Origin of the sequence: Centipeda infelix ATCC 43532 (genome assembly GCF_000234095.1) — a bacterium.
GTDB classification, from domain to species: Bacteria; Bacillota; Negativicutes; order Selenomonadales; family Selenomonadaceae; genus Centipeda; species Centipeda infelix.
The window spans coordinates 501300-527092 of the sequence record NZ_JH376797.1 but is presented as its reverse complement, the minus strand read 5'-3'; the positions used below and the strand labels follow the sequence as shown (position 1 = coordinate 527092).

Annotated in this window: 33 protein-coding genes; 12 read left to right on the top strand and 21 right to left on the bottom strand. The window is 51.1% G+C overall.

What is annotated here, in order from left to right:
* The first annotated feature begins 4 nt into the window (after window positions 1–4).
* The 4 genes from HMPREF9334_RS02695 (at window position 5) to HMPREF9334_RS02680 (ending at window position 3114) form a co-directional block, all read left to right on the top strand.
* Window positions 5–991 carry an HlyD family secretion protein gene (locus HMPREF9334_RS02695; protein ID WP_245535208.1) on the top strand — a complete coding sequence of 329 codons (987 nt, stop codon included), beginning with the start codon at window positions 5–7 and terminating at the stop codon, window positions 989–991.
* Window positions 992–1086: 95 nt separating this feature from the next.
* Window positions 1087–1413, top strand: coding sequence for a YerC/YecD family TrpR-related protein (locus HMPREF9334_RS02690; protein ID WP_006691959.1), 327 nt, complete (start codon window positions 1087–1089; stop codon window positions 1411–1413).
* Window positions 1403–2581, top strand: coding sequence for an ATP phosphoribosyltransferase regulatory subunit (gene hisZ / locus HMPREF9334_RS02685; RefSeq protein ID WP_006691958.1), 1179 nt, complete (start codon window positions 1403–1405; stop codon window positions 2579–2581). The genes HMPREF9334_RS02690 and hisZ overlap by 11 nt, the downstream gene beginning before the upstream one ends.
* The gene (locus HMPREF9334_RS02680) at window positions 2578–3114 is read left to right on the top strand and encodes an HD domain-containing protein (protein WP_006691957.1); all 537 of its coding nucleotides are present in this window, start codon (window positions 2578–2580) and stop codon (window positions 3112–3114) included. The genes hisZ and HMPREF9334_RS02680 overlap by 4 nt, the downstream gene beginning before the upstream one ends.
* Window positions 3115–3123: 9 nt before the next feature.
* Here HMPREF9334_RS02680 and HMPREF9334_RS02675 read toward each other — a convergent pair whose 3' ends face one another.
* Window positions 3124–4080: a D-2-hydroxyacid dehydrogenase gene (locus HMPREF9334_RS02675; RefSeq protein WP_006691956.1), complete on the bottom strand. Its 957-nt coding sequence runs from the start codon at window positions 4078–4080 to the stop codon at window positions 3124–3126.
* Between the two features lie 155 nt (window positions 4081–4235).
* Between HMPREF9334_RS02675 and hisG the strand changes: the two genes are divergently transcribed.
* Genes hisG through hisIE form a run of 8 tightly spaced genes read left to right on the top strand, consistent with a single transcriptional unit; the run spans window position 4236 to window position 10761 of the window.
* A complete protein-coding gene (gene hisG / locus HMPREF9334_RS02670) occupies window positions 4236–4901 on the top strand; it encodes an ATP phosphoribosyltransferase (protein ID WP_006691955.1) in 666 nt (221 codons plus the stop codon).
* A complete protein-coding gene (gene hisD / locus HMPREF9334_RS02665) occupies window positions 4898–6253 on the top strand; it encodes a histidinol dehydrogenase (RefSeq protein ID WP_006691954.1) in 1356 nt (451 codons plus the stop codon). Before hisG ends, hisD begins: the two co-directional genes overlap by 4 nt.
* Window positions 6237–7301, top strand: coding sequence for a histidinol-phosphate transaminase (gene hisC / locus HMPREF9334_RS02660; RefSeq protein ID WP_006691953.1), 1065 nt, complete (start codon window positions 6237–6239; stop codon window positions 7299–7301). The genes hisD and hisC overlap by 17 nt, the downstream gene beginning before the upstream one ends.
* Window positions 7298–7897 carry an imidazoleglycerol-phosphate dehydratase HisB gene (gene hisB, locus HMPREF9334_RS02655; protein ID WP_006691952.1) on the top strand — a complete coding sequence of 200 codons (600 nt, stop codon included), beginning with the start codon at window positions 7298–7300 and terminating at the stop codon, window positions 7895–7897. The genes hisC and hisB overlap by 4 nt, the downstream gene beginning before the upstream one ends.
* 9 nt (window positions 7898–7906) lie before the next feature.
* Window positions 7907–8536, top strand: a complete 630-nt coding sequence (hisH, locus tag HMPREF9334_RS02650; protein ID WP_006691951.1) for an imidazole glycerol phosphate synthase subunit HisH — start codon at window positions 7907–7909, stop codon at window positions 8534–8536.
* Window positions 8533–9255, top strand: coding sequence for a 1-(5-phosphoribosyl)-5-[(5-phosphoribosylamino)methylideneamino]imidazole-4-carboxamide isomerase (gene hisA, locus HMPREF9334_RS02645; protein ID WP_006691950.1), 723 nt, complete (start codon window positions 8533–8535; stop codon window positions 9253–9255). Before hisH ends, hisA begins: the two co-directional genes overlap by 4 nt.
* Window position 9256: 1 nt before the next feature.
* Window positions 9257–10057 (top strand): imidazole glycerol phosphate synthase subunit HisF, encoded by an 801-nt coding sequence (hisF, locus tag HMPREF9334_RS02640; RefSeq protein WP_006691949.1) that lies wholly within the window; start codon window positions 9257–9259, stop codon window positions 10055–10057.
* Window positions 10057–10761 (top strand): bifunctional phosphoribosyl-AMP cyclohydrolase/phosphoribosyl-ATP diphosphatase HisIE, encoded by a 705-nt coding sequence (hisIE, locus tag HMPREF9334_RS02635; protein WP_006691948.1) that lies wholly within the window; start codon window positions 10057–10059, stop codon window positions 10759–10761. Before hisF ends, hisIE begins: the two co-directional genes overlap by 1 nt.
* Before the next feature lie 1006 nt (window positions 10762–11767).
* On the opposite strand, the gene HMPREF9334_RS02630 is transcribed toward hisIE, so the two are convergent.
* From HMPREF9334_RS02630 to HMPREF9334_RS02535, 20 genes are all read right to left on the bottom strand, one after another.
* Window positions 11768–12112, bottom strand: a complete 345-nt coding sequence (locus HMPREF9334_RS02630; protein ID WP_006691947.1) for a hypothetical protein — start codon at window positions 12110–12112, stop codon at window positions 11768–11770.
* Window positions 12113–12160: 48 nt separating this feature from the next.
* Entirely contained in the window at window positions 12161–12433 is a 273-nt protein-coding gene (locus HMPREF9334_RS02625; RefSeq protein WP_006691946.1) for a hypothetical protein, read from the bottom strand.
* A 181-nt stretch (window positions 12434–12614) separates the two neighbouring features.
* The gene (locus tag HMPREF9334_RS02620) at window positions 12615–13226 is read right to left on the bottom strand and encodes an HhH-GDP family DNA glycosylase (protein ID WP_039957165.1); all 612 of its coding nucleotides are present in this window, start codon (window positions 13224–13226) and stop codon (window positions 12615–12617) included.
* Window positions 13227–13293: 67 nt separating this feature from the next.
* The gene (locus HMPREF9334_RS02615) at window positions 13294–13908 is read right to left on the bottom strand and encodes a hypothetical protein (RefSeq protein ID WP_006691944.1); all 615 of its coding nucleotides are present in this window, start codon (window positions 13906–13908) and stop codon (window positions 13294–13296) included.
* Window positions 13909–13919: 11 nt separating this feature from the next.
* Window positions 13920–14456 carry an N-acetylmuramoyl-L-alanine amidase family protein gene (locus tag HMPREF9334_RS02610; protein WP_006691943.1) on the bottom strand — a complete coding sequence of 179 codons (537 nt, stop codon included), beginning with the start codon at window positions 14454–14456 and terminating at the stop codon, window positions 13920–13922.
* A complete protein-coding gene (locus HMPREF9334_RS02605; protein WP_006691942.1) occupies window positions 14453–14878 on the bottom strand; it encodes a phage holin family protein in 426 nt (141 codons plus the stop codon). Before HMPREF9334_RS02605 ends, HMPREF9334_RS02610 begins: the two co-directional genes overlap by 4 nt.
* Window position 14879: 1 nt before the next feature.
* Window positions 14880–15953, bottom strand: a complete 1074-nt coding sequence (locus tag HMPREF9334_RS02600) for a hypothetical protein (RefSeq protein ID WP_039957164.1) — start codon at window positions 15951–15953, stop codon at window positions 14880–14882.
* 5 nt (window positions 15954–15958) lie between these two features.
* Window positions 15959–16180, bottom strand: a complete 222-nt coding sequence (locus HMPREF9334_RS02595) for a hypothetical protein (protein WP_039957163.1) — start codon at window positions 16178–16180, stop codon at window positions 15959–15961.
* A complete protein-coding gene (locus HMPREF9334_RS02590) occupies window positions 16177–17913 on the bottom strand; it encodes a hypothetical protein (RefSeq protein WP_039957162.1) in 1737 nt (578 codons plus the stop codon). The genes HMPREF9334_RS02595 and HMPREF9334_RS02590 overlap by 4 nt, the downstream gene beginning before the upstream one ends.
* The gene (locus tag HMPREF9334_RS02585; protein ID WP_006691938.1) at window positions 17910–18818 is read right to left on the bottom strand and encodes a hypothetical protein; all 909 of its coding nucleotides are present in this window, start codon (window positions 18816–18818) and stop codon (window positions 17910–17912) included. Before HMPREF9334_RS02585 ends, HMPREF9334_RS02590 begins: the two co-directional genes overlap by 4 nt.
* A gap of 12 nt (window positions 18819–18830) precedes the next feature.
* Window positions 18831–19244: a hypothetical protein gene (locus HMPREF9334_RS02580; RefSeq protein ID WP_006691937.1), complete on the bottom strand. Its 414-nt coding sequence runs from the start codon at window positions 19242–19244 to the stop codon at window positions 18831–18833.
* A gap of 2 nt (window positions 19245–19246) precedes the next feature.
* Window positions 19247–19588, bottom strand: a complete 342-nt coding sequence (locus tag HMPREF9334_RS02575) for a hypothetical protein (protein ID WP_006691936.1) — start codon at window positions 19586–19588, stop codon at window positions 19247–19249.
* Complete coding sequence (locus tag HMPREF9334_RS02570; RefSeq protein ID WP_006691935.1) at window positions 19560–22112, bottom strand: hypothetical protein; 2553 nt, start codon at window positions 22110–22112, stop codon at window positions 19560–19562. The genes HMPREF9334_RS02575 and HMPREF9334_RS02570 overlap by 29 nt, the downstream gene beginning before the upstream one ends.
* A 185-nt stretch (window positions 22113–22297) precedes the next feature.
* On the bottom strand, window positions 22298–22612 hold the full coding sequence (gpG, locus tag HMPREF9334_RS02565) for a phage tail assembly chaperone G (protein WP_006691934.1): 315 nt from the start codon (window positions 22610–22612) through the stop codon (window positions 22298–22300).
* 11 nt (window positions 22613–22623) lie between these two features.
* Window positions 22624–23223: a major tail protein gene (locus HMPREF9334_RS02560; protein ID WP_006691933.1), complete on the bottom strand. Its 600-nt coding sequence runs from the start codon at window positions 23221–23223 to the stop codon at window positions 22624–22626.
* 1 nt (window position 23224) lies between these two features.
* A complete protein-coding gene (gp17, locus tag HMPREF9334_RS02555) occupies window positions 23225–23587 on the bottom strand; it encodes a tail completion protein gp17 (protein ID WP_006691932.1) in 363 nt (120 codons plus the stop codon).
* The gene (locus HMPREF9334_RS02550) at window positions 23584–23982 is read right to left on the bottom strand and encodes an HK97 gp10 family phage protein (RefSeq protein ID WP_006691931.1); all 399 of its coding nucleotides are present in this window, start codon (window positions 23980–23982) and stop codon (window positions 23584–23586) included. The genes gp17 and HMPREF9334_RS02550 overlap by 4 nt, the downstream gene beginning before the upstream one ends.
* Window positions 23975–24301 (bottom strand): phage head closure protein, encoded by a 327-nt coding sequence (locus tag HMPREF9334_RS02545; protein ID WP_006691930.1) that lies wholly within the window; start codon window positions 24299–24301, stop codon window positions 23975–23977. Before HMPREF9334_RS02545 ends, HMPREF9334_RS02550 begins: the two co-directional genes overlap by 8 nt.
* Window positions 24302–24313: 12 nt before the next feature.
* Window positions 24314–24589, bottom strand: coding sequence for a head-tail connector protein (locus HMPREF9334_RS02540; protein ID WP_006691929.1), 276 nt, complete (start codon window positions 24587–24589; stop codon window positions 24314–24316).
* A 28-nt stretch (window positions 24590–24617) separates the two neighbouring features.
* Window positions 24618–25790, bottom strand: a complete 1173-nt coding sequence (locus HMPREF9334_RS02535) for a phage major capsid protein (RefSeq protein WP_006691928.1) — start codon at window positions 25788–25790, stop codon at window positions 24618–24620.
* Window positions 25791–25793 lie beyond the last annotated feature (3 nt).

Here is a 25793-nt window from a genome sequence, read left to right as displayed (position 1 = left end):
CGTATTGGTCTATGGCTGTCACTGGTTGACAGCCATATTTTTTAGAAGGGTTTTCATGGAAAATGACATCACCGAGCTGCTAAAAAAGAGAGTGTACCTATTCCTTATCGGTCTGCTGCTTATCGTTTTCTGTGCGTCGTTTATTCTGCTGCATAAAATGGACGCATCGAATGCGTTCACGCTGTCAAATGCACGCATCGTCTATGAACAAAGTGAGTTGCAGGCAGGGAATACATCTGTCATTCAAGAGTTTCATATTTCGGAGGGTGACCATGTAACAGCGGGGATGCTCCTTGTTACGGTACAAAGTGTCTTTTCGGATGAAGAACTCGCGCGCTTGCAAAAGAATGTCGAGCTTGCACAAAGGAATGTCGAACAGATTCGATACGGCGCAGCTGTGGCATCTCAGAATACACCTGCATCCTCCGAAGGGATGGATGCCGCACGAATGCGTATGGAGCGTATGAACGAACTCTATGAGATGGGGGCAGTCAGTGCAGCCAAAAGAAATGAGGCAGCTGCGGCATATGAACAGGAAAAGAACGCGCTGACGATGGGAAGGGGACAAATGACCGTACCAAATGCTGCGGCACTCAAGGCAGCAGAGGAACAGTTGAAAAAGTCAGAGGAGACCCTTGCAAAGGCACGCGATCATGCGGAGACAATAGGCTTCTTTGCTGTGCGAGAAGGTGTGGTCTCTAAGATCCACGCAAAAAAAGGTGACCTTATCGACAGTGGAGCTTCGATTCTCACACTCGATCTTGTGGAGAACTGCTGGATTGAAGCCGAGATTTCTGCGGAGGATATGAATAGGATCTATCCGGGGCAAATTGTCCGATATGAACTGAGCGGTCGGCCTGCTGAGGCTACCGTTGAAGAAATCACAGATTCTGACACGGAGCCTGAAGACAAAAAAATTGTTCGTATATCTGTGCCGCATGACCGAATCACAGGGCATGAGGAAAATATTACACTACATTTTCTGCCTTGAAAGGGTATGCGACTGAACTTTTCGGCTATCTTATTCTGTGCTATACTGTGAATGAATAGCAAGGTAGGATGGGGCGTTTATGAGAGGGCTCTGTAATGGTAAATGAGAAATTGAGAGATGATCTGACCGATCAACTGTGTCGTGCAATTCTTTCATTGAATACAATGGAGGAATGCTATCAATTCTTTGAAGACATCTGCACAATAGGAGAGCTTCGCGCCATGGCCCAGCGTCTGGACGTTGCCCGCATGCTGCACGAGGGAAATACCTATGACGATATTGTTGCACATACCGGTGCCAGCACTGCAACCATCAGCCGTGTGAAACGCTGCCTGAATTACGGTGCGGATGGATACACCCTCGTGTTGGAAAAAGGCATTTCCACGGCGGATATTCATAAGGAGAAGAGCGATGAATTCTGAACAATTGATTTTGGAGACGCCATATGGCACGCGCGATCTTCTTCCTGCAGATGCGGCGGCAATGCGCCATATGGAGAATATGTTGTCCTCCTTGTTCCTATGCTGGGGATATCATGAGGTTGTGACACCGACGATCGAACACTTAGAAACGCTTGCTCCACGAATGCAGGATGAGAACTCTCTTTTTATGTTGCTCGGCAACAAAAATAAGCTCCTTGCGCTTCGCAATGAAATGACGACGCCGATCGTTCGTCTTGTCAGCAGCCGTCTGAAGGATGATCCAAGGCCATTGAAGTTATCCTATATTGGTAATGTGTTCCGTATGGAGCAGACCCAGATGGGGCGACAGTGCGAATTTCATCAGGCAGGCGTCGAACTGATGGGGAGTGACAGCCCTGCTTCGGATGCAGAAATTATCGCACTTGCAATCGAAGCAATTTTGAAGTCCGGAATCAAGGACTTTCAGATTCACATGGGACAGATTGCCTTTCTCGATGCTGTCTTGTCCTATTTTGAGATTGAGGATGTGCAAAGAAAGACGCTGAAGTCTGCAATCGAATGTCACGATATCGTGCTCATGGATTGTATCGTTGATGCATTGCCCCTCTCTGAAAAGGATAGGATGGCGATCAAGCAGCTTCCTCTTCTGAACGGGAAAGAGGATCTCCTTCAAAAACTTTATGACTTCCCGCGCAGTGAGCAAAGTCACTCTGCCATTGACAATTTGGAAGAGATATACCGAATATTGAAATCCTACGGATTCTCGGACTATATCTGTTTTGATCTGGGCATCATTCGAGATTTCAACTATTATACGGGAATGGTTTTTGAGGGATACGCACCCGGGCTGGGATTCCCCCTATGCGGAGGCGGACGATACGACCGCCTTTTGACGGAGTATGGGCATCCCATGCCGGCAACGGGATTTGCACTCGGGATCGAGCGGCTTTTATTGACGCTTGAACGCCAGGGGAGGCGCATACCGTCTCCATCCAAGAACTTCTATATTGGGTATGGGGAATCATCCATCGACAGCGCGATTCATCGGGCATCTGAATTGCGTCATGTAGGCAATACCGTAGAGCTTGGACTTCACTCGCAGTCCTATGAGGAAGCGGAATCTTCGCGTGCGGAACGCGGATGTGAGCAGCTTGAGTATTTTGAATGAAACAGCGTGTACGGCAGTTTCTGCGGGCATTGTTCGGTTGCTTGGATGCGGAAGGACATACGTTTATTAAATCCTATTTGAGTGCAGCAGAGCAAAAATTGTTCTATGCAATGCACGAAGCGGATCAGTACCATGCCTTTCGTGTCGCTCTTACGGCAAAAAGAATCTATACCCAGCAAGGGTATTCGGAATCAGATGCGTATATCCTGCTGATACGATGCGCATTGCTTCATGATATCGGTCGTATCAAAGGGACGGCGGATATCTGGGGCAAGGTATTTGCCGTTCTTGCAGATCGGTTTTTTCCTTTTGTATCTCCTTATTTCTTACGGCACAAGGATTCCCGTGATGTGTGTGGACGCATAGGGACGGCACTCTATGTCCATATTGCCCATCCCTATATCGGAGCAGCGGCACTACGTGAGATCGGAGATATCCGTGAGGCAGCAATTGTTGAGCAGCATCAAAAAAAAGCAGCACCGGAGGATTCTCCGGTGCTGTCCATATTAAAGCTGGCGGATGCGCAAAATTGAATCAATGGCTCAGTAACCACGTTCTTTATCGACGACATTGAGCATTCCGATACGCTGCGGGAAGATCTGCAAGTTGTTGCGAAAGATCTTGAGCGAGCGATCCAAATACATTGGCGAGATTGCAGAGTAATGCGGTGTAATGAAGAGATTCGGAACATTCCACAGCGGGGAATCCTCGGAAAGCGGCTCGGCAGCAAAGACATCCAGAGAAGCACCCCGTATGCATTTCGATCTGAGTGCCTCCACCAAATCGTCCTCCTCTACGACGTCACCGCGGGAGACATTGATAAAAAAGGCGTTTTCTTTCATCATATGAAAGGTATGTGTGTTAAACAATTTTTTTGTCTGAGGTGTCAGCGGGAGCGTAACGATTATATAATCCGCGCAGGACAGAGCATCGGACAGATGATCTATGGTGAACAGCTGGTCCACGAATGGTTCTGTGGACTCCTTTTGTTTTACGGCAACGATCCGCATTCCCATGTTTTTGAGGTGTTTTGCAACCTCTCTGCCAATGCTTCCCAAGCCGATGATGGCGGCAGTCTTACCAAACAGCTCATCGGGATCGGTCAGCCGTTTCCAAACATGTGCCTTTTGATTTTCCCATGCCTCGATGAGACAGCGGCTGGACGCGAGCATTGTTCCGAGAACGTGTTCCGCCATGGGGATGCCGTGAATTCCGCGTGAATTTGTCAGCAATATATCAGACTGGCAGAAAACCTCATGCGAGAGCAGTTTTTCAACACCCGCACTGTATGTGTGAATCCATTTTAGATGCGGCATTTGGGGGAGATACTTCTCCATCTCCATCTGCGCATCATATCCCAGTAAGATATCGACATCCGAGAGATCGTCTTTCAAGTCTTTTGGACGTATGCATCTGAGCGTGCAATCCGGATAACTCTGGTGGATCAGCTCCATTTGCTTGTCGCTTAATCGCACAAATGATAGTATTTGAAGTGTCATCTGCGACTCCTTTTCGTACGTATGGATGGATTTTCTAAATATTATTCGCGATGATTGTTGAAAACCCTTTTTTGATGGATTGACCTACAGGCAGCAACGTGGTACTATACACTAATATTAGTTCTTTAATTGACTAAAGGATGAGAAGGGATTATATGGCGAAATACGTTGACGATTATCTGACTATAGCATTGCCAAAAGGAAAGCTGTTCTCTCTTTCTGCAAATTTGTTTGAGCGGGTCGGCGTTACGGCAGAGCACCTGAGTGAAAAATCCCGCAAACTCATTATATCAAATGATGAATGCAAGGTTCGGTTCATTATCACAAAGACTTCCGACGTCCCGACCTATGTCGAATATGGTGCTGCGGATATTGGCGTGATTGGCAAGGATGTTTTGGTGGAGTCCGGGCAGGATGTTTATGAGCTGCTCGATCTCGGCTTTGGAAAATGCCGGCTGATGATGGCAGTTCCACGGGAAGAACGCCGCAGCCGTCTGTTGGACTATGCACATACGCGGGTGGCGACCAAGTATCCGCATATTGCAGAGCAATTCTTTGCACAGCAGGGAATGCAGATGGAGTATATAAAACTCAACGGATCGATTGAACTGGGACCGCTTGTGGGGCTTTCGGAGAGCATTGTCGATATCGTAGAAACAGGGACAACGCTGGTCGAAAACGATTTGGAGGAAATTGCCCACATCATGGATGTGAGTGCACGACTGATTGTCAACCGTGTGAGCTTCAAGCTGAAATTTGATCGTATTTATCGCATTGTAAATGATCTGAAGCAAGTTTTGGAAGGTGGGGAAGTACGGTGAATATCGTATCTGTTGCAGATATTGGCATGGAACAAGCGGGGCGACTGCTTCAGAAGAAGGCATTTGATGAGGTTGTACTGAGTGACCGTATTCGCGCGCGCAATAAAGAACTTTTCGGCGCGGATCTTTCTGCGACAGAGCTGGTTCACCATATTGTTCAGGACGTACGTCAGAAGGGCGATCAGGCACTCTTCCACTATACGAAATTACTGGATTGCGTTGATTTGACATCGGATCATTTGATGGTGTTCGAGGAAGAATTTCAGGTGGCGGAGCACAGTGTTGACCCGAAGGTTGTGGCATCACTGAAAAAAGCGGCGGATAATATCTTTTCCTACCACGAGGAGCAAAAACCACGCTCGTGGATGACCTACCGCGCACATGGTTCAATCCTTGGGCAGGAGATTCTTCCGCTCTCACGCGTTGGCATCTATGTCCCTGGGGGCACGGCGGCATATCCTTCGTCCGTTCTGATGAATGCAATTCCGGCACTGGTTGCGGGCGTCGAGGAAATTATCATGTCTGTCCCGACCAAGGATGGTGTGATCAATCCGTATGTTCTCGTTGCGGCACGTTTCCTTGGTATCCGTAAGATCTTCAAAATGGGGGGAGCGCAGGCTATTGCGGCGATGGCATATGGGACAGAGAGTGTTCCGCGTGTCGATAAGATTACGGGCCCCGGCAATATCTTCGTTACACTGGCGAAAAAAGAAGTATATGGTCATGTAGATATTGATATGCTTGCAGGGCCAAGCGAGATTCTGATTCTTGCAGATGACAGTGCCTCTCCGAAGTACATTGCAGCCGACCTCCTCAGTCAGGCAGAGCATGATCCGCTTGCTTCAAGCATTCTTATCACGAATGATCGAGCCTTGGCAGAGCACACTCTGAACGAAGTACAGTGTCAGCTGGAAAGCCTTCCGCGCAAGGACATTGCGCGTGCCTCGATTGAGGACAATGGATGTATTATCGTGACGGAGAATATGGAGCAGGCAGTCGTTCTTGCAAATATATCGGGACCGGAGCATATGGAACTTCTCATCAAAGATCCTTTCCATATGCTGCCTCAGATTCGATGTGCCGGTGCGATCTTTGTCGGAGCGTATTCGCCGGAACCGCTCGGGGACTATTTTGCGGGTCCAAATCATGTGCTGCCAACGGGGGGGACTGCACGCTTTTATTCTGTTTTGAACGTTGAGACCTTTATGAAGCGTACAAGTATCATCTCTTATACGCAAAAAGCTCTGGATGAGGTCAGCGATGATATTATCCGTCTCGCTGAGACGGAAGGCCTTGATGCCCATGCGCGTGCAATTCAGATCAGGAGGGGAGAACATGCTGAACTACCGTGATGGATTGGCGTCCATGCCAAAGTACGACACGTGTGAGCTGGACTGGCGTATCAAAGTCAATGCAAATGAGTCCAATATCGGACAGCCTCCCTTGGTCGAGGAGCGTATCCTGTCACGCTTGTCGCGTGTTGCTTTTGCACGCTATCCCAATGAGGAATACAATTTGCTCTGTGAACAGATCGGGGAGTCCTATGGATATCGTCAGGAAAACGTCATCATAGGAAACGGCTCCAGTGAAATCATAGAGAAGGTTTTTCATGCATTTGGCGGAAACAAAGCGCATAAGATTGTCTATCCAACGCCTTCGTTCTCCATGTATGGAATCTATGCGGCGGCAGCAGATGCAGAGGGGATTCCTGTTCCGCTGCGGGATGATTTTACGCTGGATGTAGATGCGTTTATTCAGACGGTCAATCAAAATGATGCTTCGCTTGCGGTCATCTGCAACCCGAATAATCCGACGGGGAGCGTGTTGCCGCTCGAAGCAATTGAGCACATTGCGGAGCATATCTCATGTGCCTTTCTGATTGATGAAGCATATGTCGAGTTTTATGGAGACACGTCCATTCCGCTTCTGAAAAAATATTCGCATATGATGATTGCACGCACCTTTTCAAAGGCGTATGCGCTTGCCTCATGTCGCGTCGGTTATATGTTGGCGCATGGGGATGTGATCGAGATGATTGCAAAGACCTATATGCCATATCATATGAACGTGCTGTCCTTGGTGACAGCAGATACTGTGTTCCAAATGAGGTCGGAGTTTGAGCCGCAGATTCACATGATCTGTGCAGAGCGTGAGCGTATGCGGGAACAATATGAACGTCTCGCGGGGGTAACCGTCTATCCGTCTCATACCAATTTTATTCTGCTTCATTATCCTCATGCAGAGGAACTCAATGAAGAGTTCATCCAATGCGGCATCGGGGTACGTAGTTTTGGAAAAGCACCGCAGTTGGCGAATATGCTGCGTATCTCCATCGGCCGACCGGATGAAAATGATGCGGTATATCGTGTTATGAAGTCTTTTGTGGAGGGAAATCCATGAGCACACGCAATGCAGACATACATCGAAAGACAGGGGAAACCGATGTGCGTGTCTCTGTCTCACTGGACGGAACGGGCGTGTCTGAGATTGATACGGGCATCGGCTTCTTCGATCATATGCTGACCCTCTTTGCATCTCATGGGCTCTTTGATTTGACTGTAAAATGTGATGGCGATATTGAAGTCGATGGACATCATTCTGTTGAGGATATCGGTATTGCGATGGGGCAGGCATTTTGCGCCGCACTTGGAGAAAAGCGCGGTATTACAAGGTATGGATCGTTCTATCTGCCCATGGATGAGACGCTTGTATTGGCGGCTCTGGATATCAGCGGGCGTCCCTTTCTTGTCTACGATCCCGGGGATACGCCGATGACACCGATGATCGGCGGCTATGATACGGAGCTCACGGAGGAGTTCCTGCGTGCATTTGCCTTTCATGCGGGGCTCACGCTTCATGTGAAGATTCTCTACGGAAGGAACTCACATCACAAAGTGGAGGCGGTATTTAAGGCAGTCGCGCACGCACTTCGGATCGCCACAGAGAAGGATGCGCGACTGGGGGATATGATTCCGTCGACCAAAGGTGTTCTGTAAGGAAACGCTATGATTACAATTATAAACTACGGAGCCGGAAATTTATTCAGCGTTGAGAAGGCCTTTGCTGCATTGGGCGCGAAGGTTCGTGTGAGCGGAAAAGCCGACGACATTCTTGCTTCGGACAAAATCGTCCTGCCAGGGGTGGGCGCTTTTGGCGACTGCATGAAGCAGCTCAAGGCATCCGGTTTGATCCCTGCCATTCGCGAATGCGTTGATCGTAAGATGCCGCTGCTTGGCGTCTGTGTCGGTCTTCAGATTCTTTTTGCAGGCAGTGAAGAATCCTCCGGTGTAGAGGGGCTTGGTTTCCTGGATGGCTGTGTCCGAAAGATATCTGCACCGCATGAAAAGATTCCGCATATGGGCTGGAATGCACTCGATATCGCGCAGGCACATAGGGATAATGGATTGTTTGTAGGGGTACCACAGGGTTCCTATGTATATTTTGTGCACAGCTATCATGCAGTACCGGAGGATAAGGATATTGTTTCATCGACCTGCTTCTATGGAGAGGAAATTACAGCATCCATATCTGCCGAAAATATCATGGCAACACAATTTCATCCCGAAAAATCGGGGGATATTGGACTAAACATCATTCAGAACTTTATTTGTCACGGACAGGAGGGAAGCAGATGATTATTTTCCCCGCGATTGACTTGCGCGACGGCAAATGTGTCCGTCTCCTCAGAGGCGACTTTGCACAGGAAACAATCTACAGCAGCGCACCCGAAGAGATTGCACTGCGTTGGGAGCGGGAGGGTGCTGAGTGCCTGCATGTGGTTGATCTTGATGGAGCACTTGCCGGAAAGCCGAAAAACACTGAGGTCATCAAGAAGATTCTCGGCAATGTTCAAATTCCCGTTGAGCTGGGCGGAGGCATTCGTACTCTCGAAACGATAGAAAACACCTTAGCTCTTGGTGTGACACGCGTGATTCTTGGATCTGCTGCAGTACAGAACCGCGACCTTGTAAAAGAGGCTTGTCGGCTCTATGGCGATCGTATCGTTGTTGGCATTGATGCGAAGGATGGCATTGCCGCCGTGGACGGGTGGGGCATATCGGGCGGTATTTCTGCTGTCGAACTGGCGAAAGAGCTTGCTTCCTATGGTTTGAAGACAATTATATACACCGATATCGCACGGGATGGAACGCTTTCCGGTGTTAATATTGAGGCAACGGCAAAGCTGGCGGCAGCGTCCGGTATAGATGTCATCGCTTCCGGTGGCGTAAAATCATTGGAAGATATTCATGCCTTAAAAATCAGAGAGGAAGACGGTATTATCGGTGTAATTGCCGGAAAATCCATTTATGAAGGAACGCTTTCCTTACCTGAGGCGATTGCCGCAGCTCGTTGAGATGAATGCATCTTCTGAAAGGGGGAATTTCGTCTTGAGAAAAACATTTGCAAAGCGTATTATTCCATGTCTCGACGTCAAGGATGGGCGCGTTGTCAAGGGGACGAATTTTGTCGGGTTAAGGGATGCGGGAAGCCCGACGGAATTAGCCGAACGTTATGATAAAGAACGTGCGGATGAGCTCGTGTTTCTGGATATTACGGCGTCACATGAAGAACGCAACACAATGGTCGATGTCGTATCTGAATGCGCTTCAAAAGTTTTTATCCCACTTACCGTTGGCGGTGGAATCCGCAATTTAGAAGATATGCACCGTATGCTGAACGCAGGGGCGGATAAGATCTCTGTCAATACAGCGGCGGTTAAAAATCCGGAAATCATACGCGAGGGCGCCTTGCGGTTCGGAAGTCAATGTATTGTTGTTGCAATTGATGCACGACGTAATGGCATAGACACATGGGAGGTCTATGTCAACGGTGGCAGAACACCGACAGGGATGGACTGTATTTCTTGGGCAAAGGATGTTGTCGCGCTTGGTGCGGGGGAAATCCTGTTGACTAGTATGGATGCTGACGGTACAAAGAACGGTTATGATATTGCACTCACGCATGCGGTATCGGAAAATGTCAACGTACCCGTCATCGCTTCCGGAGGTGCCGGAAAATTGGAGCATTTCTATGATGTCCTTGCCGAAGGAAAAGCGGATGCCGTATTGGCTGCGTCGTTGTTCCACTATGGAGAACTTTCCATAAATGAAGTGAAGATGTATTTGAAGTCACGCGGACTGGAGGTTCGATTCTGATGAGTGTTGATATTTCAATGGTGAATTTTGACGAACACGGACTTGTTCCTGTTATAGTACAGGAAGAAAACAATCAAGTCCTCATGCTCGCGTACATGAACCGTGAATCCCTTGAGAAAACGATGGAAACGGGATTCGCATGGTACTACAGCCGCAGCCGCAAGAAGCTGTGGAAAAAGGGCGAAACCTCCGGAAACGTGCAGCGCGTGCAGGAACTTTCCTATGACTGTGATGGTGATACGATTCTGCTGCGTGTCAAACAGACGGGTGTAGCCTGTCATACGGGTACATATTCATGCTTTAACGGTAGAAAACTCTATCCTGCCAGTGAAAACAGTATTATTCCTGTTGATGCGAGAGATGAGATGCCGCTTGCAGAGATTCTGTCCGATCTTTATCAGGTGATTCAGAGCCGCCGTCTGCATCCGGTCGAAGGTTCCTATACGAATTATCTCTTTGATAAGGGCCAGGACAAGATCTTGAAAAAGCTTGGCGAGGAAACAGCAGAGACAATTATTGCGTCTAAAAATAACATCCGTGAGGATGTGCTCTATGAAATGGGAGATCTCTGGTATCATTGCTTGGTTTTGCTCGCGTACCACAATATGACACCGGAGGATTTGCTCGAAGAACTGAAGCGGAGACATAACGGCGGCAACTATCATAAGTTTGCCGGAAAAACAGGAATGCGACCGGATATGTAATTTTTACAGTGATTTCCCCCTCCAACTATCCATAATGGTAATTATGGATAGTTGGAGGGGCTAGCACTTTTATCGTGAGAGCTGTGTAAAAATATGTGAATTTTTCAAGCCTTGAATTACAATGTTTTTTCTTGTTGTTGGTATTCGCAGTAATCCCAGCAATCGTGCGCTTTCACGGTAATTTTTAGGAGAATCTTTCACGAATGATGATTTGAGCTTTTTTCAAAGGTTTTTGTAGGCACGGTAGACAAATTGTAGACAAAAACAGAGGGGACGGCGCACGAAACGCTGTCCCTCTATTTCTTATGCAGTTTTATCCAGTCTTCCCACGACGGGGGCTCACTTCGCGTCCCCGCAAGGTAATGCGACAGCGCCGTACTGTACGTCTTGCCGATCTTGCTACATTCTGGCGAGCAGTAACTGTGCCTCATGCTCCCTATCTTTTTGCCGCACACTTTACATCCACGAGCCAGCCTGTTTTCTTCTTGCCGGATCCAGTCCTCCCATGTAGGCAGAGATTTTCGCTTGCCTTGCAGATAATAGCACCGGGCAGATTGATAGGACTGCGCGATGCGGGCGCAACGCTCTGTGCAGTAGCTCTTTTGCGATCGTTCCAGTTTACTCCCACACACGGGGCAACTTGTAGGAGGTTTCTTTACATAACGCTCTTTCCGGCGCTCCCTCCTCTTGCCTAAATCCATGTGCTTGTGATACCACTCCAGCCCCTGCTGCCGATCGGATGCTTTCCACGCCCCTTTTGCACAGTCAGGGCAGTACTGTTGGCGGGCGGATACATAAACAAATGCCTTTCCGCACACGACGCACTCTCCGACACTTTCACCAAGTACAAGGGATACCCTGTCTTTGCGGCGGCGTCTATACCGTGCCGCCTGCTCTTTTCTTCGTTTCGCGCGGCATTTCGGGCAATACCAGGCACGGGGGCCACCCTCAAAAACAACCCCGCACTCTCGGCAGGTGCGGGGCTGTTTCGTTGAAACTCCTTTTTTCATTGTCCCAATGTCTCAATCAATTTGAGGCGCTGCCCTGCTGTCAGGTTCTCGATCTTCGCGCTCAGGGCATCGCGCTCCTCCTTTGTTCCTATTGCCGTGTCCAAAACATCGAGATACAGTCCGCGAATCTTGCGGCGGTCGATTACGCTGCCGCAGATTGCCTCACTAAGGATCATCGTTTCGTCCTCCGAAAACTCTGGCAGTGCTTCGAGATCGAGCATCATTTGATACCGCTCGACGATCTCGCCGAGACGTGCGGAAAAGCTCGTCCCTGCCTCCTTCACGTCCGCTTCGAGCCCCGCAAGTGCAGGGTTCATGTAAATCTGCTTGTTCTTTTTCATGATATCCTCCTGTGTACATCTAAGAGGGGCTTGCGCCCCTCTTAGATGTTACGCCACCTCTGCCCGCCGTGCGATGGCTCGGCGGATGTCCTCCTTGAGCTCCGCCATCTTGACGGGGCTCGAATATTTTCCGACGGGGATAACCGCTGAATCGTGGTACACCGTCCACGAGTTCCCGCCGAAGGAGGAGTGGAAGTGCGTATACACCTCGTCCTCGTCCACATCGTAGTGAACCTCGAGGTACGTGCCGTCGTAGCGGTTGCAGCCGCGCATCTCTCCGACCGCCGCCTTGACTCCCTTGAACTTTCTCTCTGCCTTCATTTTGATTTCCTCCTCTTTCTGGGCTTTCGCCTGACCTTTATCTTGATTACATTATAGCAGGTATATACATATTTGTCAATAGTTTATATACATATTTTTTTATTTTTATGGTTATATTTTTAGAGGCATAAAAATAAGCCCCGAAGCCGTAGCCCCGGGGCTTATACACAAACATCAAATTTTAAGTTTTAGCCATATACAGCCACACTTGCTTGTCCAGCTCATATTGACTCATATCCAACACCCCTGCCGCTTTACCATATATGAGAGCGGCATCTTGGTATGAGCAATGGGGTATCCCTGCCAACTCCAAGAATACAAATAGGTGACGATCTATAGCAATCGCCTGACCGCCAGAAAGCATTTTTAGATAATCAACGGTTTTAGGTCCAACGCCATCAACCCTTCTTAGCTGACTTATGTTTTCTTCTATATCAAGCCATTTTGCAAGCTGATCTTCATTTTCGATACCATTGCTATATAAGAACCAGCTTAACCCACTAATGCGTTGTAACTTCTTCGAGTTTTTCCAAGCGATAAGTTCTCCAAGAGGAACCACTTGCATTAAAATAATGAAATCACATGTCGTCTTGTAGTCCGGATATTTTGTGAGGAGTTTAAGAACACGCGGATAGACTACATGATGATAATTTAAACCTGCCTGTAGTATAGAGTCAGTTATTGTTGCTCCCATGTGATAGTATGGCTTCCTTTTGGCAACTGGTGCAAAGTTTTTTTCCCGAATAAAATTGGCAAGTTTTTCTGCGTAATTGCATAGTTCCCTCTCAAGCATGCTCCATACTTCCTTAAACCAACTAGAGGAGACGCCACAAAACATCTCCCCCAGTCGATTCAACTATTCACCACTCTGCGACGTTGTACATCACCGTCGTGCCCTTGTAGCGGGAGCCGTCGAAGTGAGCAAGAGCCTCAAATCGCCCCTGCTCGTAGCCAATCGACATGAGCGCCTTGCCATCAATGACGGATGCTCCCGCCTTGATGCGGTGATCTTTGCGGAGGTTGATCTTATACACGTCAACCTTCTGCTGATCGGTTGACAATTGATTGCCATCCTTGTCCTTTGTGATCGGCGTGACGACCGTCCGATCTGTCTTTTCCCTCGCCGCCCGTGGCAGTGTCGGGTCGTCCTCCCTGATCTGACGCTCAACGACCTGCGCCGCCCGATCCACGGTAGGAGCGGTGACATCATATGTCACTGTAGGTGCACGTTGCCCCGCTTGTGCCTCCGTGAGACGCTGTTGCAGTGCCCGTGCGTTGGCACGCGAGATGTCGAGCTGTGCCCGCAGTGCCGCAGTGTCCTGCGTCTGCTCCTGCGTCAGGACAGCAGGTTTTTCGGTTGCCGTCTGCTTTTCTCTTGAAAAAGAAATGCACAGAATCAATAGGAGCAGAATGAGGAGAGTTACGAGCAGTGCTTTTTTATGCGCTGTGACCGCTGTCCATGTCCGTTCAAGCATTGTGAATCACCTCACTGTGCTTCGTAGTCAGTCACGCCGCGCGCAATGGCACGGGCAAACTCGTCTTGCCGGTCTCTCAAGAGTGCTGCATCGCTTTCGTTGTCGATAAAGGCGAGCTCAACGAGGACGGCGACCGCGTCAGTGTTGTTGAGAACATACAAACCGTTGACACCGGGCTTTGCCCCCTTCACTCCACGATCCACAGTTCCGAGCGCATCCACAATCTGATTCTGGATGCAGTCTGCCAGCTTTTCTCCCTCGCCGCTTCCGTAGTAGTGCCAGACCTCCGTCCCATTCGCACTGCCGTTGCAGGCATTGCAGTGGATGGAGATAAACACATCGGCATCCGCACGGTTGGAAGCCGAGACGACTTCATGCAGACTGTCGGATTGGAGACTCCCCACAACTTCTACACCTGCGGCAGCGAGATAACCCGCAACAAGGTCTGCGACATTCTTCGCCACGTCACACTCGCGCAGTCCACATCCGCAAGCACCAGGATCCGGATTTCCATTCGGGGCGTGCCCCGGGTTCAGAAATACTTTCATTTGTTCTTCTCCCCTTTCTTGTTTGCAACGTTATTGTCTTGTAGCTGCAATATCATATCTTGAAGTTTTTGCGGCACGGGAAGCCCTATCCTCGTCGCATTCTCGATGATGGAAATTCCTTCATTCGAGATGTAGAAGAATATCACGGCGGAACGCAGGACGCACCCGCTGCCGATGATGTGAACATCGAGGACATTCGCTACGCCCACAAGAGTGAAGATGCAGACCTTCTTGCAAATCCCTTTGAAGCCGATGGCACTGGACAGTTTCTTCTCAACAATCGCACGGAGTACACCCGTGATGTAGTCCGTCACAACAAAAGCGACGAGTGCATAAAGCAGATCGTCAAAGCTGCCGAGGATCTCTCCAACAAAGATGCCGATGCCCGCCGCATAGAGACGTATTGTCAAAATCTGATCCATGTCAAATACCTCCTGCTTTCTTCCATTTTCCGAGATGCTTCATCCTACGCAGACGGAAGTTGTAGCACCCACGCAGCAGTTCCGTAAGCTGCTCCTCTTTCCATAAATATAAGGGAGATCCAGTGCTGACCAGATATCTCCCCTGTCCCAGAGAGCAAAGGCTTGTACGAGTAGTCGGATTCGTAGGAAGCTCCATGAGCAGGTTGTCTTTTGCACTGTAAATCTTTGAAATGTAGCTCTTCCCAAAAGTGAGATAATCAAGATTTGCAGGAAAGCGCATATACATGCCGTCATGGATTGGATAGCGGATACTGTAATCCGGTGCGCTCCATCTGCTTTCCGAAGTATGAGATTCCCCTGTAACAGAGTCTCTTGATGTTGTTTTGGTGTTCTCCATCCACGGCTCAAGATTGCTGCCATCGAAGAATACATAACGGTCTGTGCTGACATGGCTTCCGTTTTCCCCATGCTCTGACATGGAATGCCATATCATCACTTTGAAGTTCCCTGTTTTATCCACCCGCCCGCCTACTGTTTGGCAGCTATAGAGGTCAGTGGGGCCGGATACGGCGGGAGCACCAAACATTGGCACAAGATCGTATGCGGCGATGACTTCTCCATTACATTTGACACGAAGAATGCCATCACGCTGATCTGCTCCGATGAGCGGGTACACGAGGACATTCACAGCTTCGAGGGTATAGAGATTTCCCCGCTCATCCATTTCGGCATCCAGCATTCCATGACCTGAGACATACGCAAAGTGGCGGCTGCTGTTGACCATCCATATATCCTCTTTGGAAAAGCCGAGCGGATGAATCTTTCCTTTTGCGTAGTACAAATGAAGCATCTGGTTTTTTTGATCCTTCCACTTTATTTGGAGGAGCGGTATGCCGGAAAGGACATTCGTCGGAATGTAGCTGCCGCCGCCCTCGGATTCATGCCCGTAGACGCAACGACCGTCCGTCCAGATCCACTCTCCCTCACGAACCGTTCGATTCCCTATGCAGGTAAGCCATGCGCCATCCGAAAGCACCCGATTTCCGCTCACAGCTTTCACTCGCGCCCTGTGCATACCCCTCACGCTCCCACGATAACGGCGGTACCACCCTTTGAAATCTGTACCCACACTAGACTGCCGTCTGACGTATTGCAATCTACTGCCGCACGGAAGGGATAGGATCGCTCCCCGATATGGACGCGCCCATTCTGAATCCTGCCGCGCTGCGCCTGTGATTCACCCACCTGCGAGTTCTTTATCCCCGCCCGTATTGCCGCAGCAAGCCCTATGACACCGTTCATCCGTACCACCTCACCATCTTGATTGTCTGCCGCAGAAGCCGCGGCGTAAGTTCCACCGTGTTCGACTGCAAAAAATACTCATGCCCCTCGAAGCGGATGCGCTCAGTGAAATCGACGATGTGGTCAATGTCGGGAACGCCGTTCTGAATCCGTGCGCGAATCTCCACCGTGACCGTCTCCTGCGTCTTGCGGTTGAGCCACTCAATCTCTCTCGTCAGCATCTGCAAATAGTCCGCGCCTACAACGGGAAATTCGGTGTCGATGAGCGAGGAATACGGAAGCGTATCGTCACTGGCGTAATGACCGCCGAGGCTCAGATTCGACTGCTCAATCGTGAATAGACTCGCCTTGCCGCCGGGCTTGCCCTGTGACAAAGAGCTTCCTTCAAGCACGCCATCGACGTAAACCGTGGTCGCATACCAACCATAACCAAGCGGCGCATGGTAGGTGATGCGCTCCGTCCCCTTCTCGCGGCTCCAATCCTCCCAGTCATACTCCGTATGCTTCTTTCCGTCATTGACGGGTTCTGTTGTACGCTCCCACTCCTTGAAGAGATAAACGTCGCGCCCTGTGGCGGCATAGGCATAATCCGTGCGGCTTGTCGAACCGTCCACATTGTGCGTGCGTTTTTCCGCGAGATATTCCCCATCGTAGGAGTAGGTGCTGTAGCCGTTTTCATTCGTCTCACGGACAAGAAAGCCGTTGGAATACGTTCGGCTGATCTCGTGGAACGAAATCGTCCCCGTGAAGGGAACGGGTACGGTGTCCTCCTCGTTATGCGCCCCGGTGGAATCGTTATGGGAACTGTGCCAGACGGAACGCAGGAGTTTTCGCTCTACGGTCGGCTGTGCGTGCGGCCAATTCGTAATGTCAACGACAGATTCCTCCATGCCGCGTTGAATGATATGGAGTGTGTCTCCGCGAATAAAGACGTTGATCTGACGCTGCGGGAGTTTTGCTGTCCATCCGAACAGTGCCGAGATGAAGTCATGGTAGGTCATACCGCTACCCTCGAAGTTCTGTGACGGTGTAAAGTCGTCCGTCAGACGATGAAGCCGAAGCCCGAGCGCCGCCGCAATCTCCGCCGCATAGCGCGACACCTTCGCCCGCTCCACGTAGATATGGATGGGTGTGTAGAGGAGCGTGTCCTTACTGTATGTTCCCTTAACGGACTGTATGATGCCGCGCTGACTCGTCTCCTCCACGAGAAAACAGAAGTCGTAGTCCACCAATCGCCCCTCTACGCACGCACCGATGGAAAGAGGATTCACGGTTTCGAGTTGAATATTGTCCGATAGACTGAGTTCCTCGAGCGTCACAGAGAACGAGCGAATCCCACGGTTTTTGAAGTCTGCGTAGGTAAGTGTGTGTGGAATCTCAATTCTCGTATCTGCCAATAATATATGCAGAGACTTGACAAGCTGACGTGCTGTATCTGTAGCGACGGAGCAGAATTGTCCGATACGCCGCACTGTATCGGCATTTGTCGCTTCCGTACGACCAATTCGTCGGATCAGCTTCCCCCTGATTGAGACTTTCACTCCTGTTTTGAGCAGTCGGCGTGTGTCGGCGTGAACCACGCAGGATGTATGAAGTTCCCGCTTTAAGTCACACCTCAGCTTTACTGGATCCCGAACCATTGGGATAAACGTAACATAAACTATAGGACGTAACTTTATACGCCCAAACGGCAACCATGAAATGATGACACCGGGCTTCAGTTTGATGCTCATGTCCCTGCTCTCCATCCGAATTGCCGCCCCGCAAGACCTGCAATATTTAGAGACGTGTCATATGTTCCTATAACGAAACCATTCTGATCTTGCCCTGCGATATGTCTGCCGTGTTCCGTGATTGCGCTGCCACTCTTTTCGATTGCTGTCAGAGCGCACAGCCCCTCTGCCGTCCGATAGGCGGGCTTTGCAAACGGAGCAATACTGACCACACGGGAGTTCCCTCCGTACTGCGTGATAAGAGCTGCGACATCGACCGACTGCAGAAGCTCCTGTCCTGCCGCCGTCGCTTCATAGCTGCCATCGCCGCAGTCGGTCATATCCGTCTGTGTCGATTGGACGGGTAGCATAATGACCTGTTCCCGTGGGTTGATTTCCTCATCTGAGAGGATGAGGCTTGAAATGAGAATTTCATCGGTAAGACTGCTGATCTTGATTGTCTTTGCATCTGAGTCCGTGAGATATCCAATATTCGCATTCTGTATATTGCAAACTTCACGTTCATCAATTATGGCGTGAAAAACGCCGTTGTTGTTCTCTCCCGGCTTGATATGAAACCACACTGTACTGATTGCTTTTGTATGAACGGCATCCGATGCAACAAGTATATTATTGTTGTTATTTCCATGAATCTTCCACGAGTTCCATGATGTTTCAGCTTTAACGATTTTGTAACTCCCAATAGCAATGGATAATCTGGCACTGTTTGCATTCTCAGAGTTCTTGATATACATATCGAATCTACCGTAAAGCTCCGGCGGCACTTCGGAAAGATCGAGTCCCTTGTAGTAGTTCGGCTGCCAGAAGGATACGCCCGTTTTACTGTACTGCTCCCCTGTCACCGTTGTACCGTCGCTAGTCGAAAGTAGTTCCGCATAACCCGGATTGATGTACTTGAACGACATAACAAGCACCTCCTATGTCGTAGCCAACAGTCCCTCAACTTGAATGTCCACACTCGTATCCTGCTGCGGCTTTTCGTCAGAACTGCTCATTGCCTTCACCCAGAAGATGACATTCACGGCACCAACACCTGAGAGTGCAATCTCGTCCTTCCATTCGGCAGAGTTCAATGCGGTCTCGGCAGTGTATCCGTTATTCAGTGCCGCTTTCCACTTGTCTGCATGGTCACCGACAAATTTAATCGTCAACGCTCCGTCAATATGGAAGCCGCTCTCACAGCGGACAGCACACTTGACGGCTTTCTGCTCGCTCTTGCCCGCATCGAGCAAAACCGAGATCGGAGCGAGTTCCGTGCCAGAGCTGACCTCCGTCCCATCCTTGGCACCCTCCGTCGGATTGTTCATATAGATATGCAAGAGTTCTGCCATTGTCACACCCTCCAAAATTCTAAAGACAGTTTATATACCTTCGGGAAATGAGCCATATACTCGTAGGACTTCACTACCACACGCATGGAGGGCAGGACGCTCCCGCCCTCATCCGTTACGGACACCATCGTGCGGCTGTCCCAGTAGCTCTTGATTTTCTCCCAATCGGCAGCAATAACCGTGACCGAACAGGAAATACGGTCGCCCTCTGTCACATGACCGAAGTCTTGAACCACCGCGCCGCCGACAATTTCGAGGAGTTGCTGACGGTCATCGGGAATGGTCTGCCAGTTTTCAACGGATAATGTCCGCACCTCACCAATGTGAATATGAATTGGAATCACCCCCTAGGGCATTTTCAACAGCAGGGCGAATACGGTCGGCAACATGATCGGCAAGCATACGCATTCCCTCGTTGTCCTCCGTAACGGCGTTCTCGATTTGCACCTGTATGTGAACCTGCCGGTTATCCGTCATAGAGGTAGATGTCTGATTCCCCTGCTGTGAAGCACTTCCAATCTGCCCCGCAGTTTGGATGCTCTGTGCCTGTTGTTCAAGCCCTGCCATCATCTGCGCATACGAGAACTCCTGCCCGTTTACACGGATGCGGGAACTGTCTTCACGCTTCTCGGGGGCAAAATTCGGCAATAGATTCTCCATCGCCCATTTTCGCCCCGACTGGAACTGTTGAAGCAATTCCGGGGTAAGCCCCAAGTCCTCTGCCGTGAACTTGTTTTTCTTGCGAAGGTACTGCATCAATCCGACCTGCCCGGACTCCTTGAATACCTTCAGTTCCTCTTTCTGGGAGCGGAGGACTTCCAGAGCGGCGTTGCGCTTGGCATCAAGTTTTTCCTTCTCTGCCCAGCGTGTCGCCTCGACCTCGTCCAGTCCCTTCTGCACCCAAGCATCCTTCTCGCGTTCAATCTCCGCAAGGCGGTTTTCAAGCTCAGTCTTCCATATGGAGTCAATATTGGAAGCAACGTCTCGCTCCCATTGTTCCATCACCCGCGCCTTGCTCTCACTCAGCCACGCCTGTGTCTGTGCCTCGTCCAAGCCCTTCTGACGAAAGGCGTCGGCTTCCCGAGCGATGGAGTCCAATTTGTTCTGCAAATCAGTCTTATAGAGAGCATTCGCCTTGTCCACAACGTCGCGCTGAAAGTCTGCGTAGATTTTCGCTTCCTTTGCCAAGCGATATTCGTCAATGAGGTGCGGGTCTGCGCCCTTCTGGAAAAACTCGAAGGATTCACGACCCAGAGCGTGAAGGCTGTTCTGTATGTCTGTATGCGTCAGTGTATATAGGCTATCCGTCAGTTGTGCGGTCGCCTTTGCAGACTCGCTGACCGTTTTTGCGGCATCTTTCTCGGCTGCCGCACGGATTTTCGCAGCCTTGGCATTCTGCTCCTGCGCCTTGGCGTTCTTCTCCGCTTCGGCACGCGCCTTCTCCTCTGCCGCCGCTTTCTCTTTAGCGATTTTCTGTTGTTCTTGATATTGCTTGTACTCATCGCCATAGAGGGCGTCGAGAACCGTACCACCGAGAAACGGAATTGCAATCAGCGGAGATGCCACAGGATGATTCTTTACGAGCCACGCATTCGCCTCGGCGTGTTCATTGACCTTATGAATCTGTTCTCCGACGAAGCCCGCAAGCTCCGCGACGATCTTGAGTGCTTCACCCCATCCGAGCACGGCGTCCTTGATTTCGTCCTTGTTGTCCCGAATCACTTCAACCAGAGACTCGAAGCCGTCATTGATCTCCGGCATGAGTTCCTCGGCGACAGGAAGGAGAGCCGCACCGAGGGCAAGTTTCAGCTGTCCCGCTTCCATCTCCATCGCACGCCACTTGAGATAGGTCTCATGCGCCTGCTCCGGGTCAAGCAGTCCCGTGGTCTTGACGCGAGAAGAAATGGTCATAAGGTCTTCGTATTGTTCGAGAATGGGGATGAGCGCAGCCCCGCGTGCTCCGAGGACTTCTGCGGTATACGCCTCCTCCATCCCCGCTTCGCTTGCGGTCTTGTACCCTTTGGCGAGCTGTGCCAGCTGCTCGTTGAGCGGCAGGAGATTTCCCTGTTGATCTTTGAGTGCGATGCCGAAGCGCGAGAGTGCGCGAGACGTGTCATTGCCGGAATTGCCCGCTGCAGATACCTGCTTGTCGAGACGTGCAATCAGCGGAATAATGCTCTTGATATCCGTATCCGCAAGCTGAAACACCCGATTGAGTGTCGCCGCCTCCCCCGCAGAGACGTGAAGCCGCTGTGTGAGTTTGTAGACGTTCTCGCCCGCAAGCATCGCATCTTTCGTGATATTGAACAGCCCCGCACCCGTCGCCGCGACTGCCATAACGGCAGCCATCTTTGCAGACAACACATTGAAGCCGCTCGTTAGATTCTTGACACCTGCCTGTGCCGCCGTCATGCCCGCTGAGATACGTCCACCGAGCGTGCCGGAGAGAACCGTACTCTCCTTGAGGCGGTTATTCAGTTTCCGCACCTCGGCTTCGGTCTGGGCGACGGTTCTCTGCTGACGCAGGAGATTGCTCTCCGCACGCCGATAAGACGCGCTGTCCACACCGTCATTTTTCTTGGCAGACTGCAAAACAGCCGCAAGAATCTGTTCCTTCTGCCGCTGAATGTCCAGTTCTCGGTTGATCGCCTGATGGCGCACCTTGATCTTATCCAGCTCCGTCCCCACGCCATCGAGTTTCGCGAGGTCGGCATCCAACTTCAGATGGATATTATTCGCCTTGCTGTTGAGGCGTGCAATGGAATCCGAGACGGTTTTCCCCGCTGTGTCAAAGTCCAGCTGCAGCTGTGCGATATTAAGGCCGATATCGAGATAGAGTTCATCAATCTTTTGTCCGCGCTTTGCCACCCTATCCCCTCCCTACATCACATCGTCAATAAAGCGTTCACATTGCTGCTGTTCGCACAGTGCCGTTACCACAAGCTGATCGAGCAGGAATCCAATCTCATGTGAATCAATCTCGTGCATCGTCCACCCGTAGGCGGACTGCAGTCGCTCGTAATAGCGCAGTAAATTCTGGTACGGGGAAAGAACTACGCCTCTTTCCCCGTCTCCTCGTTTGGGAGGTTCACCAGTTTGGAGAAGGTCAGCGACTGAATCCAACGAAAGAGTGCACGGGTGAGCGGCACGATGTCCGCCACATCCACATTTTCCTCCACGGATTCCCTTGTCACTTCCTCCCGTCCGAATCCAAGGACAATCAGGCGGACGTGCTCGTCCAAGAACGTCTCAAGATCCATGTCCTGTTTGTCGGCATCAAAAAAGGCAAGGAACTCGCGCCATACCTTCATCTTCGGAGGATGCGGCGTAATCTCCCTGCCCGCAATATGCAGTTTCGGCGTATCCATCGTGTCCTCCCTCAGACCTGCTCGTACCACTTCGAGCCTGTCTCTGCGGCAAAGCCTGCCGCCTCCTCGTCAGCCTTGGCGTAGGACAGCCCGTCAGAGAGTCGATAGATCGCCTTTGCCGTCAGAGTCGGCGTATCGAACTGAATGCTCTCCTGCTTCGAGTTGCCAGATTCCGAGGGTTCGAGGAATTGGACTTTGTAGAATTTGGTGTATCTCTTCTTGCCGTTGCGCTTATCCGACTGAAAGAGCACGGCGAAGTACGGAGCGACATCGTCCTTGCCCGCCTTCATTACGCCGTTCTCGATACTGTGTCCCAGAAGATACGCCGTGTATTCCAAAGGAAGCGCGGCGGTATCGAAGGTAAGGTCATAGGATGCGGTATTGGATGCCGTATCCACGGACTGACCGTCGGCAAAAAGCTCCGCCTGATTCGTCTGCGGCTTGATGTCCACCTTGCGCAGGAGCTTCCCGAGCGGAATCGGCTTCTCGTAGGTCGCCGTGCCGCCCGCCTCATCGGTGAGCATCTTGGCGATATGTAACTTCTGGATGTTGATAAACTGCCCGCTTGTCAGATTCCCTGCGGGCTTTCCTGTTGGTGTTGGACTTGGCATATTATTCTCCTTCTACTGCTGTTTTATAGTCTGTGATTTCCACGAATATATCCTTTTCGACAAGTTCCTGCGTCTGCGCTCTTACAAAACCAAGCGGCAAAAGTGTGTTCTGCACGGCCCGATGAATCGCCCGACAGCGTCCGTCCTTTGTCAGGATGTGGATACGTACCGTGATTCGGCGTTCCAGTTCCGTACCGTCTGCCGAGAGCGCAGGAACATCCGAAATAACGGAGTAAACGAGAACGGGATACGTCCCTGCATTGGGACTGTGCCCGTGATAGATGCTCTTCTTCCCGTGTGCAAGAAGCTGTGTCAACTCCTTTGTGCGTACAAGTGCCTGATACACCATCCGTGCCGTGCTCATTTCCCCCGCCTCCGAATGGCAGACCGCACGGCATCGGCGATGGCAGAACGGATCCCGTCCTTCTTGGCATCGAGCGCGGGATAGAGAAACGGCTTGTTGATGCGCGGGCTGAACTCGACGAGTACGCCGTAGAATACGCCGTCACTGGATTCTGCATCCGCTGCAATCCTCCAAACAGAGCCGTCTTTTCTGCGCAGTCGCTTGTGGATGGAATCTCGCAGTGCGCCTTTGACCACACGCTTATCTGTTCCCGTATAGACGGGACAGCGATTCTTTGCCTCTGCGACCACATCGTCCGCGCCATGCGCGAGGGCTTCCTTTGCCGCAGTCGTCGCCTCCACGCCGAGTTCCGAGAGAATCTTCTCGGCAGAGACGAAACCTCGGTATCTAGCCATCTTCCACCAACTCCCTGCATTCCAGAACAAGCCACTGTTTCTTCCCGCCAAGCGGATACGGCGGCGAAATCGGTGTGAGTGTTTTGTCGCCCCAACGGATACGATCTGTCACACGCACATCCGTGCGGTAACGAATGACTACACGATAATCCACCTCCTGCACCTTCTCCGCATAACCGTCGGAGATTTTCGCCGCGAACGGCAGAACGAGCGCCCATGCCTTTGCAATCTCCTGCACAGACGAGGAGAGGATATTCCCCTCATCATCCGCATCCATGACAGGGCGCAGGAGTGTAATCCGATGACGCAGCTCACTCATGGACACTCGCACTTAAAAGACCTCCCTTCGAACGCCAAAAAGTAACGCACGCAGCGTCAGCGCAAGCCCCCTGTGGTCGGCTTCCTCCCTGTGTTCGTAGAGATAGGATACTGCGTAGAGAATCGCAATCCGTACGATAGCACTATCCTCCACCTCCGACAGATCCTTTACGCGCAGGAGCGCCGTACAAAGCTGCTCTGCCGTCTCTGCAAAACTCGATAGAAGCAGATCCTCGTCGTTTCCATCAATGCGAAGGTACTGCTTGACCTCCTCAAGCGGCACAAGCATAAAACCACCTCCCCTCTGCCGCCGCAGCTTACGCCTTGATCTTCAACACCTGCACGGCTTCCTTCTGCACCAGCTTGCCGTCCACGCGCTCCTTCATGACAAAGCCGACCATACCGTGCTCTGCGAAAAGCTCCTTGAGGACCTGCATCGAGCGCACGCCACGATCCCCGATGTTGTAGTAGGAATAATCCCCGAACGCCAGAACAATCTTGCCCGCCTCCACAGTCGGCATATAGGGCGTCGTATAGACAGGATAGCCGAAAATGCGGTCAGGCTCGCCCATCTGATACGACGGCTGCCAGAGATAGACGCCGTTTGCATCCTTCAGCTTGCGGATCGCCGCAAGTGTCTGATCGTTCGCGATGAATGCTGCATTCTTGCGGTAGGGACGCTTCAGTGCGTAGACCAGCGAAATCAGTTCATCTGCCTTGAGCTTCGCTTCCTCCGTCTCGAGTGCGTGCGCCGCCCCCAAAAGCCCCGTCGGCTTGTGCGCCCCATCGCCGAGCAGGAATGCCTCCTCCTCCTTATCGCCGAGTGCCTTGCCGAACTCGGTAATCAGATAGTGCTCGAGGTTGAACGCATTGTCATAGAGCAGCTCCTCCGATACCTTGACCGCGACGTGGAGCTTGTGCGCATCGAGAATCATCTGAGCAAACGTTGCGTCCCCGAAGGTCAGCGCCGCCCCCTCATCAATCCACGCCGCAGCGGGCTTCGTCGCTGTGATGTTGATCTTGTGCTCGCCGCTCGTCGTAATCGTCGTCGCAAGCGGGCGCAGCACATTCTCCTCATGCAGCACATCGATCAGACGGTGGTCATACTCCTCCGGCACAAGATAGCCGCCGCTCGCGTCCGTCCCCTCGATGAGCTCATTGTCAACCCGCTGGAACTTCGAACGGAGGGCGCGGAGCATCGCCTCACGGTACGCATCACTCGCCCTGCCCGTTTTTTCTGCACCGACACTTCCATTCGGCGTGTTCGTGATTGGCGTCGTCATCGGTTGCAAAAGCTGCGCGTCGAGAATTGCCTGACGCTCCATGCGCTCGATATCCTTGCCGAGTGCCAACACCTCCTGCTCCATCTGCTCATACGTCTTTGCATCCTCGGCCGAAAGTCGGCCGTCATGCGTATGCTCCTCCAAAAAAGCCTTTGCGTTCTCCCAGAGAGCGGCGCGCTTCTCGCGCATTGCCAAAACCTTGTCCATAAA

Bases quoted from the DNA above. Each gene is read 5' to 3' on its own strand.
- HMPREF9334_RS02545 (WP_006691930.1), bottom strand. From the start codon at position 24,301: ATGAGTGAGCTGCGTCATCGGATTACACTCCTGCGCCCTGTCATGGAT.
- HMPREF9334_RS02680 (WP_006691957.1), top strand. From the start codon at position 2,578: ATGAAACAGCGTGTACGGCAGTTTCTGCGGGCATTGTTCGGTTGCTTG.
- hisZ (WP_006691958.1), top strand. From the start codon at position 1,403: ATGAATTCTGAACAATTGATTTTGGAGACGCCATATGGCACGCGCGAT.
- hisC (WP_006691953.1), top strand. From the start codon at position 6,237: ATGCTGAACTACCGTGATGGATTGGCGTCCATGCCAAAGTACGACACG.
- hisH (WP_006691951.1), top strand. From the start codon at position 7,907: ATGATTACAATTATAAACTACGGAGCCGGAAATTTATTCAGCGTTGAG.
- HMPREF9334_RS02600 (WP_039957164.1), bottom strand. From the start codon at position 15,953: ATGCACAGGGCGCGAGTGAAAGCTGTGAGCGGAAATCGGGTGCTTTCG.
- HMPREF9334_RS02595 (WP_039957163.1), bottom strand. From the start codon at position 16,180: ATGAACGGTGTCATAGGGCTTGCTGCGGCAATACGGGCGGGGATAAAG.
- hisA (WP_006691950.1), top strand. From the start codon at position 8,533: ATGATTATTTTCCCCGCGATTGACTTGCGCGACGGCAAATGTGTCCGT.
- HMPREF9334_RS02675 (WP_006691956.1), bottom strand. From the start codon at position 4,080: ATGACACTTCAAATACTATCATTTGTGCGATTAAGCGACAAGCAAATG.
- hisG (WP_006691955.1), top strand. From the start codon at position 4,236: ATGGCGAAATACGTTGACGATTATCTGACTATAGCATTGCCAAAAGGA.
- hisIE (WP_006691948.1), top strand. From the start codon at position 10,057: ATGAGTGTTGATATTTCAATGGTGAATTTTGACGAACACGGACTTGTT.
- hisF (WP_006691949.1), top strand. From the start codon at position 9,257: ATGAATGCATCTTCTGAAAGGGGGAATTTCGTCTTGAGAAAAACATTT.
- HMPREF9334_RS02605 (WP_006691942.1), bottom strand. From the start codon at position 14,878: ATGGATCAGATTTTGACAATACGTCTCTATGCGGCGGGCATCGGCATC.
- gpG (WP_006691934.1), bottom strand. From the start codon at position 22,612: ATGGATACGCCGAAACTGCATATTGCGGGCAGGGAGATTACGCCGCAT.
- HMPREF9334_RS02625 (WP_006691946.1), bottom strand. From the start codon at position 12,433: ATGAAGGCAGAGAGAAAGTTCAAGGGAGTCAAGGCGGCGGTCGGAGAG.
- HMPREF9334_RS02590 (WP_039957162.1), bottom strand. From the start codon at position 17,913: ATGAGCATCAAACTGAAGCCCGGTGTCATCATTTCATGGTTGCCGTTT.
- HMPREF9334_RS02535 (WP_006691928.1), bottom strand. From the start codon at position 25,790: ATGGACAAGGTTTTGGCAATGCGCGAGAAGCGCGCCGCTCTCTGGGAG.
- gp17 (WP_006691932.1), bottom strand. From the start codon at position 23,587: ATGAGCACGGCACGGATGGTGTATCAGGCACTTGTACGCACAAAGGAG.
- HMPREF9334_RS02620 (WP_039957165.1), bottom strand. From the start codon at position 13,226: ATGCTTGAGAGGGAACTATGCAATTACGCAGAAAAACTTGCCAATTTT.
- HMPREF9334_RS02610 (WP_006691943.1), bottom strand. From the start codon at position 14,456: ATGAAAGTATTTCTGAACCCGGGGCACGCCCCGAATGGAAATCCGGAT.
- hisB (WP_006691952.1), top strand. From the start codon at position 7,298: ATGAGCACACGCAATGCAGACATACATCGAAAGACAGGGGAAACCGAT.
- HMPREF9334_RS02540 (WP_006691929.1), bottom strand. From the start codon at position 24,589: ATGCTTGTGCCGCTTGAGGAGGTCAAGCAGTACCTTCGCATTGATGGA.
- HMPREF9334_RS02560 (WP_006691933.1), bottom strand. From the start codon at position 23,223: ATGCCAAGTCCAACACCAACAGGAAAGCCCGCAGGGAATCTGACAAGC.
- HMPREF9334_RS02690 (WP_006691959.1), top strand. From the start codon at position 1,087: ATGGTAAATGAGAAATTGAGAGATGATCTGACCGATCAACTGTGTCGT.
- HMPREF9334_RS02580 (WP_006691937.1), bottom strand. From the start codon at position 19,244: ATGGCAGAACTCTTGCATATCTATATGAACAATCCGACGGAGGGTGCC.
- HMPREF9334_RS02630 (WP_006691947.1), bottom strand. From the start codon at position 12,112: ATGAAAAAGAACAAGCAGATTTACATGAACCCTGCACTTGCGGGGCTC.
- HMPREF9334_RS02585 (WP_006691938.1), bottom strand. From the start codon at position 18,818: ATGTCGTTCAAGTACATCAATCCGGGTTATGCGGAACTACTTTCGACT.
- HMPREF9334_RS02550 (WP_006691931.1), bottom strand. From the start codon at position 23,982: ATGGCTAGATACCGAGGTTTCGTCTCTGCCGAGAAGATTCTCTCGGAA.
- HMPREF9334_RS02615 (WP_006691944.1), bottom strand. From the start codon at position 13,908: ATGCTTGAACGGACATGGACAGCGGTCACAGCGCATAAAAAAGCACTG.